At 65.8% G+C, this 11,602-nt stretch carries 9 protein-coding genes; 2 read left to right on the forward strand and 7 right to left on the reverse strand.

The genetic code is table 11. The annotated features are described in order from the left end of the window. Positions 1-31: 31 nt before the first annotated feature. The 3 genes from R2676_RS16080 to R2676_RS16090 form a co-directional block, all read right to left on the reverse strand. Positions 32-493, reverse strand: coding sequence for a DUF3617 domain-containing protein (locus tag R2676_RS16080; RefSeq protein ID WP_206272489.1), 462 nt, complete (start codon positions 491-493; stop codon positions 32-34). A gap of 110 nt (positions 494-603) precedes the next feature. After that, positions 604-1,446, reverse strand: coding sequence for a winged helix-turn-helix domain-containing protein (locus tag R2676_RS16085; protein ID WP_206272451.1), 843 nt, complete (start codon positions 1,444-1,446; stop codon positions 604-606). A gap of 859 nt (positions 1,447-2,305) precedes the next feature. Next, positions 2,306-4,174 carry a phosphoenolpyruvate carboxykinase (GTP) gene (locus tag R2676_RS16090; RefSeq protein ID WP_206272450.1) on the reverse strand — a complete coding sequence of 623 codons (1,869 nt, stop codon included), beginning with the start codon at positions 4,172-4,174 and terminating at the stop codon, positions 2,306-2,308. Between the two features lie 426 nt (positions 4,175-4,600). On the opposite strand from R2676_RS16090, the gene R2676_RS16095 reads away from it, so the two are divergent. Continuing rightward, positions 4,601-5,629, forward strand: a complete 1,029-nt coding sequence (locus tag R2676_RS16095; protein WP_206272449.1) for a D-2-hydroxyacid dehydrogenase family protein — start codon at positions 4,601-4,603, stop codon at positions 5,627-5,629. A gap of 31 nt (positions 5,630-5,660) precedes the next feature. On the opposite strand, the gene R2676_RS16100 is transcribed toward R2676_RS16095, so the two are convergent. The 4 genes from R2676_RS16100 to R2676_RS16115 all read right to left on the reverse strand — a co-directional run bounded on the left by R2676_RS16100 (position 5,661) and on the right by R2676_RS16115 (position 9,753). Next, positions 5,661-6,551, reverse strand: coding sequence for a DODA-type extradiol aromatic ring-opening family dioxygenase (locus tag R2676_RS16100; protein WP_206272448.1), 891 nt, complete (start codon positions 6,549-6,551; stop codon positions 5,661-5,663). Positions 6,552-6,652: 101 nt separating this feature from the next. Further along, a complete protein-coding gene (locus R2676_RS16105) occupies positions 6,653-8,086 on the reverse strand; it encodes a dihydrolipoyl dehydrogenase family protein (protein ID WP_206272447.1) in 1,434 nt (477 codons plus the stop codon). 105 nt (positions 8,087-8,191) lie between these two features. After that, positions 8,192-9,085: a patatin-like phospholipase family protein gene (locus tag R2676_RS16110; protein ID WP_206272446.1), complete on the reverse strand. Its 894-nt coding sequence runs from the start codon at positions 9,083-9,085 to the stop codon at positions 8,192-8,194. After that, positions 9,082-9,753 (reverse strand): TetR family transcriptional regulator, encoded by a 672-nt coding sequence (locus R2676_RS16115; RefSeq protein WP_027678631.1) that lies wholly within the window; start codon positions 9,751-9,753, stop codon positions 9,082-9,084. The genes R2676_RS16110 and R2676_RS16115 overlap by 4 nt, the downstream gene beginning before the upstream one ends. 567 nt (positions 9,754-10,320) lie before the next feature. On the opposite strand from R2676_RS16115, the gene R2676_RS16120 reads away from it, so the two are divergent. Next, on the forward strand, positions 10,321-11,592 hold the full coding sequence (locus R2676_RS16120; protein ID WP_027678630.1) for an efflux RND transporter periplasmic adaptor subunit: 1,272 nt from the start codon (positions 10,321-10,323) through the stop codon (positions 11,590-11,592). Positions 11,593-11,602: the final 10 nt, after the last annotated feature.

Here is an 11,602-nt window from a genome sequence, read left to right on the forward strand (position 1 = left end):
GCAGTCCGGCCGTTGTCTTTTGGCGCGTCGCTTACGATTTGCACGCGCCGAGGTAGCGGCCCTGGTAGTGGAAGCCGCTCTTCATCGGTCCGAACTGCGGATGCTGATACTGCCCATTGCCGCTGATGTTGTACGACGTCGGCGTCAGCGGGCCGCTCGCTTCCAGCACGCCCTTGCCGCCCTGCGGGTCTTCGCATGACAGCGTGACCTTGAGCGTGCCCAGCGTGTAGTTCCAGCGCGTGAGCTTGCAGCCTTGTTGATCGCGGCGGATGGAACGCTCGAACATGGCGCGCACGTCGCCGGCATCGTTGGCGCTCAGGCAGCCGCGTTCGGGGCGGCTCGGTACTTGGCGGCCTTGCTCGTCAAAGTGCGGCAACGGCTTGCCGTTCAGCGTCACGCTCGTCGTGCTTTCCCACAAACCTGGCGTGACTTCCTGGGCGTGCGCGCCCAGCGCCAGTCCAGCCAGCAGTACACCGCAGTGCCACAGCTTCATATTCGATACCTTGAACGGATGAGATGACGCCACGCCCCCATCGCCGCCCGGCATGAGCGGCGATGGGGTGGCCGTCGGAGATGCGCGATGCGCGTTGGATCGACCCGGGCTCAGACGCCCAGGCGCACCGGTTCCTTGGTCAGCGAACGCGACGCCGGTATGTGACCGTACGACGGCAGTTCGGCCTTGCGGGTTGCGGCTTCGAGCTGCAGGCCGATCGCTTCGGCCGCATGCATGGCCGTTGCGCCGCTGGTGCCGACGACGAGGCGATAGCCGCCGCCGCGCACGGTCTGGATCAGGCCATCGCACGGCGTGCCGGCCAGCGCGACGCGCAGCTTGCGCACGTGCACATCGACCGTGCGCTCACCCACGAAGACATGGTTGCCCCACACGCGGTCCAGCAGCTGCGTGCGCGAATGCACGCGTTGCGGATGCGCGACGAGAAAGTGCAGCAGGCGGAATTCCAGCGGGCTGAGCGGAATGGCGCGCGGGCCGGTGTCGGTCTGGGCGGTCACACCCAGCGTCAGCGGGTCAAGGCGCAGGCCGTTGACCTGCAGGATGTCGTCGCCATGTTGATGCGGCGCGCGGCGGCGCAGCACAGCGCGGATGCGCGCATGCAGCTCGCCCGTGTCGCACGGCTTGACGACGTAGTCGTCGGCGCCGGCGTCGAGCGCGGCAATCTTGGCACGCGCATCGCCGTGGCGGGACAGCACGATGACCGGCAAGCCGCGCGTCTGCATGTTGGCGCGCAAGGCCAGCAGCATGTCGATCGACTCGCGCTCGGGCCACGTCCACTCCATCAGGAGCAGCTCCGGCATGGCGGCCAGGATGGCAGCCTGCGCCTGGCCCGGATGGCTGACCCGTTGAACATCGTGTCCACCATCACGCAGGGAAAACGACAGACGCTCCCCCTCTGCCTGGTCTTGTTCGACCAGCAAGATCTGAATACCCACTTTGTGATACCTCCCGTCTAACCAGCCGACACACTCCGGCGAGCAGCCTTGCGGCTGCGCTCTGCTGTCTGCGGTGCGCGTTGTTATGAGTGCCATGCGGGCAATTGCGCCTGTGCTCGCATGTCTTTTCTTGCGGGCGCTGTTGCCTGGCCGTCGGCCTTGCGCGGATCGTCATGCTGCTGTTCCCGTCGACGATCGCCAGCGGAGCCTCCTGGGTGGTGTCCAGGGTGGTCCTGAGAAAGGTCTGCAAACCCCTCGGTGCCAGTCGCAGCGTGCCGAACCGTGCAATCGTTTGCACGGTTTGCGGCGCAGCTTGCGCACAATCCGAGCCGGCGCCCCCCCGAGCGCCGGTGAAGTAGGGAATCCCCACCTCCGTTGGCATAAGGCTTGTTCGCCCTTTCCCGTTTCCTCTAGTCATGAACCCCCCCTCTGGCTCAGAGAGAAAGGATTCCGTTTTGCCGGATTATAAGAATCCCGTAGGGATTCGTCACGCACGAATTTTAAAATTTGGAAATTCACTGAATTCTGCGCGATCTGAAGCGCTGAGATTGACATGCACTCTTCATAAAGCTATGCCAGGCAACGTTCTTCGCCGATGTGGGTGTTGAATGATTCGGGCGCGGCATAAATGCACGGCAATTATGCTCGGCTTGGCATAATGGTTATTCTCATGTGCGAGCCGGTATTTTTTACAACGCAAATCAATTCGTCAAAAATCAATTGATCTGTTTTGTGGGCAGGGGTAATTCGCGTGATTTAAAACTTTAGGATTACTGCTCGTTGTTTAGGCAGTGTTCTGCGGTGGGCGCAAAAAAAGCCCGCACACGGCGGGCTTTTTGAGTTCGATGGCAAGAGCTGGTCAGCCGCCGAGTCGTTCTGCGAGGCGCGTCTTGGCGTCGGGCAGCGCCTGCGGCAGCCCGTGCGCCAGTTTCGTGAACAGCTCGTCGTGCAGCGCCAGTTCCTCCTTCCAGGCTGCCGCGTCCAGCGAGATCACCTTGGCGAACTGCTCGGCCGTGAAGTCCAGGCCATCCCAGCTCAGTTCTTCGTAGCGCGGCGACACGCCGAAGACGTGCTCCTCGCCCTGTGCCTGGCCTTCGATGCGATCGACCATCCACTTGAGCACGCGCATGTTCTCGCCAAAGCCCGGCCACACGAACTTGCCGTTTTCATCCTTGCGGAACCAGTTCACGCAGAAGATCTTCGGCAGCGTTGCGCCGCTCTCGGCCAGCTTTTCGCCGACCTTGAGCCAGTGCGCGAAATAGTCGGCCATGTTGTAGCCGCAGAACGGCAGCATGGCGAACGGGTCGCGGCGCACCACGCCTTGCTGGCCGGCAGCGGCGGCGGTGGTTTCCGAGCCCATCGTGGCGGCCATGTACACGCCTTCGGTCCAGTCGCGCGCTTCGGTCACGAGCGGCACGGTGGTCGAACGGCGGCCGCCGAAGATGAACGCATCAATGGGTACGCCGGCCGGGTTGTCCCATTCCGGATCGATCGACGGGCATTGCGCGGCCGGCGCCGTGAAACGCGCGTTCGGATGGGCAGCCTTGCGGCCGGTTTCCTTGGCGGTCTCGGGCGTCCAATCCTGGCCTTGCCAGTCGATCAGGTGCGCCGGCGGCGTGTCGGTCATGCCTTCCCACCACACGTCGCCGTCGTCGGTCAGGGCCACGTTGGTGAAGATGACATTCTCTTTGAGCGTGGCCATCGCGTTGAAGTTGGTCTTCTCGCTCGTGCCCGGGGCCACGCCAAAGTAGCCGGCTTCCGGGTTGATGGCGTACAGGCGGGTTTTGCCGTTGGCGTCCTGGCGGGGCTTGATCCAGGCGATGTCGTCGCCGATGGTCGTCACCTTCCAGCCGTTCAGGCCCGCAGGCGGAATCAGCATCGCAAAGTTGGTCTTGCCGCAGGCCGACGGGAAGGCCGCCGCTACGTGATACGTCTTGCCTTCCGGCGACGTCACGCCCAAGATCAGCATGTGCTCGGCCAGCCAGCCCTGGTCGCGGCCCATGGTGGAGGCGATCCGCAGCGCGAAGCATTTCTTGCCCAGCAGCGCGTTGCCGCCGTAGCCGGAGCCGAACGACCAGATTTCGCGCGTTTCCGGGAAATGCACGATGTACTTGGTCGGGTTGCAGGGCCACGGCACGTCTTTCTCGCCCGCGGCGAGCGGCTTGCCGACGGTGTGCACGCACGGCACGAAATCGCCGTCGGTGCCCAGCACGTCGTACACCGCGCGGCCCATGCGGGTCATGATGCGCATGTTGACGGCCACGTACGGGCTGTCCGACAGCTCCACGCCGATGTGTGCGATCGGCGAGCCCAGCGGGCCCATCGAGAACGGCACCACGTACAGCGTACGGCCGCGCATGCTGCCGTCAAACAGGCCGTTCAGCGTCTGGCGCATCTCGGCCGGGGCCGTCCAGTTGTTGGTGGGGCCGGCGTCTTCCTTCTTCTGCGAGCAGATGAAGGTGCGGTCTTCCACGCGCGCCACGTCCGACGGGTCCGACAGCGCCAGGTACGAGTTCTTTCGCTTGGCCGGGTTGAGCTGCTTCATCGTGCCGGCGGCCACCATTTCGGCGCACAGGCGGTCGTATTCCTCTTGCGAACCATCGCACCAGACGATGCGCTCCGGCTTGGTGAGCGCTGCCACCTCGCCCACCCACGCGATCAGGCGCGGGTGTTTCACGTAATCGGGCACGTTCAATGCGGGCACGCCCTGCATCACGGGTTGATTCATGACCAAAACTCCAATGGAAGTGAGAAAGAAATCGGTGTCGGATCAGCACGGTGGCCGCGCCCAGCGGCGGTGTGGAAAGCGATCGACGGCGCATCGGAAGCGGGCCGGATCAGCGGTTTCCAGAGGGAGAGGTGAGGCAGGCGGAGGGACGGTAGCCGTGCTGATTTCACATTCAGTTACAAAGCGGTGCGCTGGCGGAAGGTGGGTTTTTCCGGGCAGCGGGGGCCGCGTGCGCTAAAGTGGCGGGACCAAGGTCAACAGACCCTAGAACAAGGACTCGTCACCAGCGGGGCTGCGCAAATTGCGTGCCCGCGGCGGGCAATTCCGAACGTCGACACGGATTGTCGTGCGACGAGGGATGGGAAGAATACCACCGCGAGGGATCGCTGTTTTTTGCTGCGCACCATTGTTCGAAGTGAGATGTCGATGAAGATTGCCGTACTGGACGACTACCAAGACGCTGTTCGCAAGCTGGACTGCTTCAGCCTGCTGCAAGACCACGAAGTCAAAGTGTTCAACAACACCGTCAAAGGTGTGGGGCAATTGGCCGCACGCGTGGCGGACGTTGAAGCCATTGTGCTGATCCGGGAGCGCACGCGCGTGACGCGTCAGTTGCTTGATCGGCTGCCCAAACTCAAGATCATCAGCCAGACGGGCCGCGTATCGCGCGACTCGGGCGGCCATATCGATCTGGATGCCTGCACCGACAAGGGTGTGGTGGTGCTGGAGGGCAAGGGCTCGCCCGTGGCGCCGGCCGAGCTGACCTGGGCGCTGGTGATGGCCGCACAGCGCCGTATTCCGCAATACGTGGCGAGCCTCAAGCATGGGGCGTGGCAGCAGTCGGGGCTGAAATCCACGACGATGCCGCCCAACTTTGGCATTGGCCGCGTCCTGAAGGGCCAGACGCTGGGCATCTTCGGCTACGGCAAGATTGGCCAGCTCGTGGCCGGCTACGGCCGCGCTTTCGGCATGAATGTGCTGGTGTGGGGCCGCGAAGGCTCGCAAGAGCGGGCCCGCGCCGACGGCTTTGCCGTTGCGGATTCGAAGGAAGCGCTGTTCGAGCAGTCCGATGTGCTGTCCGTCCACCTGCGCCTGAACGACGAAACGCGCGGCATCGTCACGGTGGCCGACCTCACGCGCATGAAGCCGACCGCCCTGTTCGTCAACACGAGTCGTGCCGAGCTGGTGGAAGAAAACGGCCTGGTGACGTCGCTCAACCGCGGTCGCCCGGGCATGGCCGCCATCGACGTGTTTGAAACGGAGCCCATCCTGCAGGGCCACACCTTGCTGCGCATGGAGAACTGCATCTGCACGCCGCACATCGGCTACGTCGAGCGCGAAGGCTACGAGCTGTACTTCAGCATCGCGTTCCAGAACATCCTCGATGTTCTGCAGGGCAACGTCGACAGCGTGGTCAATCCTACGGCACTGGCGCCTGCGCTGATCCGCGCATAACGCCAGTCGTCCTGCCCGTCGTTTCCGTCAATCAAGCCGCGGCGCGCAGCTGCGGCTGATTGGCGCCCGCGCCGTCAAAGCGGAAGCTGTCCATCGCCAGCGATCCGTACGTCACCGTATCGACCACGTGCTGAGCCTGCACGCCGCCCGGCGTGGCCTGGCTCGGCTGCCCCATCGCGGCGCCCAGCGCCACGTACAGCGGCATCAGGTGTTCGTCGGTCGGGTGGGCGTGGGCGGCGTTCGGGGCTTGCGCACGGTAATCGCAGAAGCGGGTGAAATCGCCGCTGCGGATGCCGTCAGTCATCGTCTCGATCATCCATTCGCGGAAGGCCGTCACCCAAGGTTCGACCGGCACGCCGTGCTGCGCCATGCCCGGGCCGCGCATCAGCGCGCGCAGGTTGTGCGTGAAGCTGCCGGAGCCGACAATCAGCACGCCCTCGTCGCGCAGCGGCGCGAGCGTGCGTCCCATCGCCATCTGGCACGCCGGTGACAAGCCCGGCATCAACGACACCTGCACCACGGGGATTGTCGCCTCGGGAAACATCAGCATCAGCGGCACCCAGGCGCCATGGTCCAGCGGTTGACGCGGGTCCAGCACGGTAGAGGCCTGCTCTTCCAGCCCGGGGACGATGTTGCCGTCGATCAGCGTGCGGATGCGTTCGGCCAGGTCCGGCGCGCCCGGCGGGGCGTATTTCAGGGCGTAGAGCTGCGGCGGGAAGCCGCCGAAGTCGTGCCAGGCTTCCTGCTGCGCGCGGGCGGTGACAGCCGGCCGGCGAGTCATCCAGTGCGGCGACACCACGACGATGGCGCGCGGCTTGAGCGCAGCCATCTCTTGCCCGAGCGCCGCGAGCATCTTGCCGACGGGGCCGGGATCGGCCGCCAGCATGGGCGAGCCATGGGACAAATAAAGCACGGGGAGCATGTCAAATTTCCTGAAGAATATGTCTGCCATTCTGCGCCGACGCCGCGCCAGTAACGTGCATGGATTTGCAGGGCGGGATCAGGAAAATTGAATGAGTGCGCTTACATGCTCAGCAATTCCTCCGCCACGGTCGGGTGCAGCCCCACGGTGGACTGCAGATGCTTGAGCCGCACGCCCATGCGCACCGCCACCGCGAGCGCCTGGATGATCTCCGGCGCCGCGCTGTCGACGATGTGCGCGCCGAGAATGCGGCCGCTGCGCGCGTTGCATACCAGCTTAATGAGCGACTCCCTTCCGGAGCCCGCAAAGCGCTGTTCCAGCGAGACAAAGCGGCGGACGACCACGTCGATGCGGTCGGCCGGGGCCCGTTTGTCGATGTCTGAGCCGCGTTTGCCCAATTCAGGCCAGCGCGCGCGGGCGTCGGCCTCGGTCAGGCCCACGCTGGCAATGGCCGGATCGCAGAACACGGCCATCGGCACGGTGTTCATGTCGGGCAGCTTGATGCCTTTGCCGAACAGGCGTTCGGCCACGTAGCGGCCCTGCGCGGCGGCCACCGGCGTCAATTGCAGCGGGCTGCCGCCGCAGACGTCGCCGACTGCGTGGACGCCACGGGCGCGCGTACGGAAGTGGCGGTCGACGGCAATGCGCCCGTGCGCATCGAGCGTGACGCCGGCAGCGTCCAGGCCAAGGCCGGCGATGTTCGGCGCGCGGCCGATGGCGCTCATGACACGCTGGGCGCGCAGCACGCGCGGAGCGCCGCTGCCCTCGGTGCTCGCGTAGACGGACACCCCGCCACCGTTTACGGCATCGTGTTCGATGCGGACGACGTCGGCGTTCAGGATCAGGTCGACGCCGCAGCCAGCCAGCGACTGTGCGGCGGCCTCGGCCACCGTGGCATCGAATTCCGGTAGCACGCGCGCGTCGCGCGTCAGCACGGTCACGCGCACGCCGAAGCGCGCCAGCGTCGACGCCATTTCCACCGCGACAACACCGCCGCCCGCGATGACGAGGGAGGCGGGCAGCGCGTCCCAGCCGAACACGTCGTCGGAAGTGCAGGCCAGCTCCGCGCCGGGTACGGGGAGCGGCGTGGGTCGCGCGCCGGCGGCCAGCACGATCTGGCGCGCGCGCAGCGTGGTCTTGCCGGATTCGGTTTGCAAGCGGACGATGCCGCGGCCGCGCAGCGACGCCATGCCGCTCAGCCATTGCACGCCGGTATCCGCCAGCTGGGCGAAATGCGCTTCGTGCAGCCGCGCGACTTCGGCGCGCGTGCGGGCGATGGCATCGGCCCAGGCGACCGAGGTGCGGGAGGTGTCTGCTGCGCGCAAGCACCGAGCCATCGTCTGCGACCAGGCGGCGCCGTAGCCGAGCAGCTTCTTCGGTACGCATCCGCGGTTGACGCAGGTGCCACCGACTTGCGCACGGTCGATCAGCAGCGTGCGCGCGCCAAGTTGCGCAGATCGGCGCGCAGCTGCGAGCCCGGCCGAACCGGCGCCGATCACGATCAGGTCAAACGCATGTGCAGGGTTTGCGGGCATGAAGCATCCGTCGAAGAAGCATCGGCCGGACGACCTGGGCGGCACGCCGGCGGGCGCGCCATGTGGAGCAAGCGGCGCGCCCGCCGCCTGTCTTGGAGGAGGTGGTTACGCAGCCACCGCCGTGGCGAACCCGCGTGGAAGTTCTCGCAGGAAGGTTTCGCCGTCATGACGGCCGAGCGCATAGGCGTCGCGCATGGCGCCGGGGCGGGTGTAATCCCAGCTCGAAATGGGGACCTTGCGCGAGGGCTGTACATAAAAGCGGCGCTGCACGCCGTCCGCCACCGGCACGTCCATGCGGAAATACGTCGGCCGCGGGTACAGACGCGTGACCAGCACCAGCGCGTCGCCCGGCGTGGCGTCCAGCGCGTGCACGGGCACGTTGTCGACCATGCCGCCGTCGAGCACCGGCCGCCCCGCACGCCGCAGCACCGGGGTGAACGGCGGCGTGGAGGCGGATTGCAGCAGCAGGTCCGCCAAGTCTTCCGGGGTGGCGCAATCCTGTGCGCGCACGATTTCCGGCGTGAAGCCGAGGCGCTTGCCCAGCGTCGGGTGCAGCGTCTTGCGAACGTGCTTTTCGATGTTGTACGCAATCAGCCCCGCTGCCACCGCCGAGCGTGCGCCCAGCCAGCGCGGGATATGTGCCACGCCGATGCGGATCTCGGGCGCCTGCGCCAGCCGCGCGAAGCGGCCCTCGCCGAACACCGTCAGCAGCGCCGTGCGGTACATGCCGTAGTGCGGAAACACGCGCTCGCCGCGCAGCAGGTTGCCCCAATGGGCATTGCGGGTGTTTTGACGCAGGGCTTCGGCGTAGTAATCCATCAGCTCGGCGGAATTCCATGCATGCAGCATGCACGCCGTCGACGCGCCGGCCGAGATGCCGGCAATCACGCGCGGCGCCAGGCCCAGCTCAGGCTGCACGACGTCCCACCAGCCGGCCTGCCACCAGCAGCGGTTGCCGCCGCCGGCAAAGACCATCTGATCGAACACCGGCGCGTTCATGCCGAGGCCCCGGCGCGGGCGGCCGCTGCCGCTGCCGGCTCCAGCCGCAGCGACGGCGCATATTTGAGGGTGTCGATACAGGCATCCAGCAAGCGCTCGCGCTTGGTGGCGAGGCTGGAAGCATCCGGGTAGAACAGGTAATCGCCCATGATGCCGTTGAACGTGGCATGAAAATGGGCCACGGCCAGCGGGATGTCGAGGTCGGCCGGCAGTTGTCCGCGCCGCGTCGCCTGTTCGATGATGCTCGTCAGATGGGCCATGCCTTCCTCAAACGACTCCTGCTGACGCTTGAGGATGGGGCTTGTGTCTTCGACGAACTCGCACTTGTTGAACATGATCTCGAAGACCTTGCGCCAGTGTGCGTCTTCCACGAGTTGCCGCAGCAGGAAGTTGCCCACCGTGCGCAGTTCGCCCAGCGGGTCATCGGCCTCCACACCAAGTGGGGTGCACATCGTTTCCATCGGCAGCTTCACGCGCTCGCACATGGCGGCGAAGACGTCGGTCTTGTTACGGAAGTGCCAATAGATGGCGCCGCGCGTCACGCCCGCGGCCTGCGCGATATCCGACAGCGATGTGCGTGCCACGCCGCGCGCATAGAACACGTCTTCCGCCGCATCCAGAATGCGGTTACGTGTTTCCAGGGCTTCTTCCTTCGTTCGTCTGACCATGATCTTCCAGAGGAACGCCGGGGCATCTCGTCCGGCGTTCTTTCGATTGGCTTTTGTGCAATGCACAATTCCAGGCAACGCACCATTGCGCCCCGCACAACGCGGCAGCAGGTCCGTTGGCTGACAATGCTTGTCGCAACGCGGTATTCGCTGCCTGTTCGCTCGATCGCCGTCATTGCTACGAACTCCGGAAAAGTGTCAACGGAGTCCCTATTCGTCGAGGGCGAGACTTACATACATACGCGAACGTATCTATAATAGCGCGCACTCCGTCGCTTGCCCATGGCCGTATGCGCCACATCCATGCGGGCAAGCGGCCCGGGGCCGACTTCATGTCTGTCGGTCGGCGGGCCGGAGATCGACTGCCGATCGCTCCCGCGTCTTAGCATTCTGGTCCGAGTTGTTGCGAGTTCGTCGCAAAGGCCATATCGCATGCCGCGAGATGCAGCTAGCATCGGACGTTTTCGTTTTGTGTTTTTTGGTTTCGCTGACGGCTTGCCGGCGTCGCACTCGTTTGCGCGGCGTTGCGGCACCCGGCATTCCGCTTATCGCCACATGGGGTCATCTATGACGAACACCCGCCGTTATCACCAACTCGCTGCCGCCGCATTCATGGTGGTGGCACTTGCAGCCTGCGGCAACAAGCAGGCACAAGGGCCGGGCGGCGCCGGCATGCCTCCGACCGAAGTCGGCGTTGTGACCGTGCAGCCGCACTCCGTTGGCCTGACCAGCGAGTTGCCGGGCCGCCTGGAGGCCACGCGTGTGGCGCAGGTGCGCGCACGGGTCGCGGGCATTGTGCTCAAGCGCACCTACGCTGAAGGCAGTGACGTGAAGGCCGGCCAGCAGTTGTTCCAGATCGATCCGGCGCAGTATCAGGCGTCGCTGGACAGCGCCAAGGCGCAGCTTGCGCGCTCGGAAGCCACGCAAACGCAGGCGCAGTTGAAGGCTGAGCGCTACAAGCCGCTGGTCGCCACCAACGCCATCAGCAAGCAGGACTACGACGACGCCACCGCCGCCGCCAAGCAAGCCACCGCCGACGTGGCCGCCGCCCGCGCTGCCGTGGAAACCGCCAAGCTGAACGTCGGCTACGCCAGCGTGACTTCGCCCATCTCCGGCCGTGCCGGTCTGGCACAGGTCACCGAAGGGGCGCTCGTGGGCCAGGGCGAGGCGACGCTGCTGACGACCGTGCAGCAGATCGACCCGATCTACCTGACCTTCACGCAGTCGAGCACCGAAGTGATGCGTCTGCAGCAGGCGCTCAAGGACGGCAAGCTGGCCAAGGCCGGTGGCGATGCGGCCAAGGTCACGCTCGTGACGGAAGACGGCCGCGCCTATGCCCAATCGGGCAAGCTCTACTTCTCGGACCTGACGGTGGACCCGGCCACGGGCACGATCACGCTGCGCGCGATTGTTCCGAACGCCGACCGCACGCTGCTGCCGGGCATGTACGTGCGTGCCCGCCTGGAGCAGGCCGTGGACGAGCAGGCCATCACGGTGCCGCAACAAGCCGTGACGCGCAGCCCGGACGGCGCCTCCGTCATGGTCGTCGACGAAAAGGGCATGGCCGCTGTGCGCCAGGTCCAGGCCGACCGCTCGACCGGCACGGAATGGATCGTCTCCAGCGGCCTGAAGGCGGGCGACAAGGTAATCGTCGACGGCCTGCAGAAGGTTCGTCCGGGCGCCCCGGTCAAGGCCGTGCCGTGGCAGCCGATGCCCGCCGGCCAGGGCAAGGCCCCGCAAGGTCAGGGCGGCCAGGGTAGCGGCGCGGCACCCGCACCGGCAGCCAGCGCCCCTGCTGCAAGCACTCCCGCTGCCAGCGCACCGGCAGCCAAGCAGTAAACAAGGAGCC

The organism is Ralstonia flatus, assembly GCF_958439105.1.
Lineage (GTDB): Bacteria > Pseudomonadota > Gammaproteobacteria > Burkholderiales > Burkholderiaceae > Ralstonia > Ralstonia flatus.

Coding starts and splice junctions, on each gene's coding strand:
- R2676_RS16115 (WP_027678631.1), bottom strand. CDS start 9,753: ATGGTCAGACGAACGAAGGAAGAAGCCCTGGAAACACGTAACCGCATT.
- R2676_RS16090 (WP_206272450.1), bottom strand. CDS start 4,174: ATGAATCAACCCGTGATGCAGGGCGTGCCCGCATTGAACGTGCCCGAT.
- R2676_RS16110 (WP_206272446.1), bottom strand. CDS start 9,085: ATGAACGCGCCGGTGTTCGATCAGATGGTCTTTGCCGGCGGCGGCAAC.
- R2676_RS16100 (WP_206272448.1), bottom strand. CDS start 6,551: ATGCTCCCCGTGCTTTATTTGTCCCATGGCTCGCCCATGCTGGCGGCC.
- R2676_RS16105 (WP_206272447.1), bottom strand. CDS start 8,086: ATGCCCGCAAACCCTGCACATGCGTTTGACCTGATCGTGATCGGCGCC.
- R2676_RS16120 (WP_027678630.1), top strand. CDS start 10,321: ATGACGAACACCCGCCGTTATCACCAACTCGCTGCCGCCGCATTCATG.
- R2676_RS16080 (WP_206272489.1), bottom strand. CDS start 493: ATGAAGCTGTGGCACTGCGGTGTACTGCTGGCTGGACTGGCGCTGGGC.
- R2676_RS16095 (WP_206272449.1), top strand. CDS start 4,601: ATGAAGATTGCCGTACTGGACGACTACCAAGACGCTGTTCGCAAGCTG.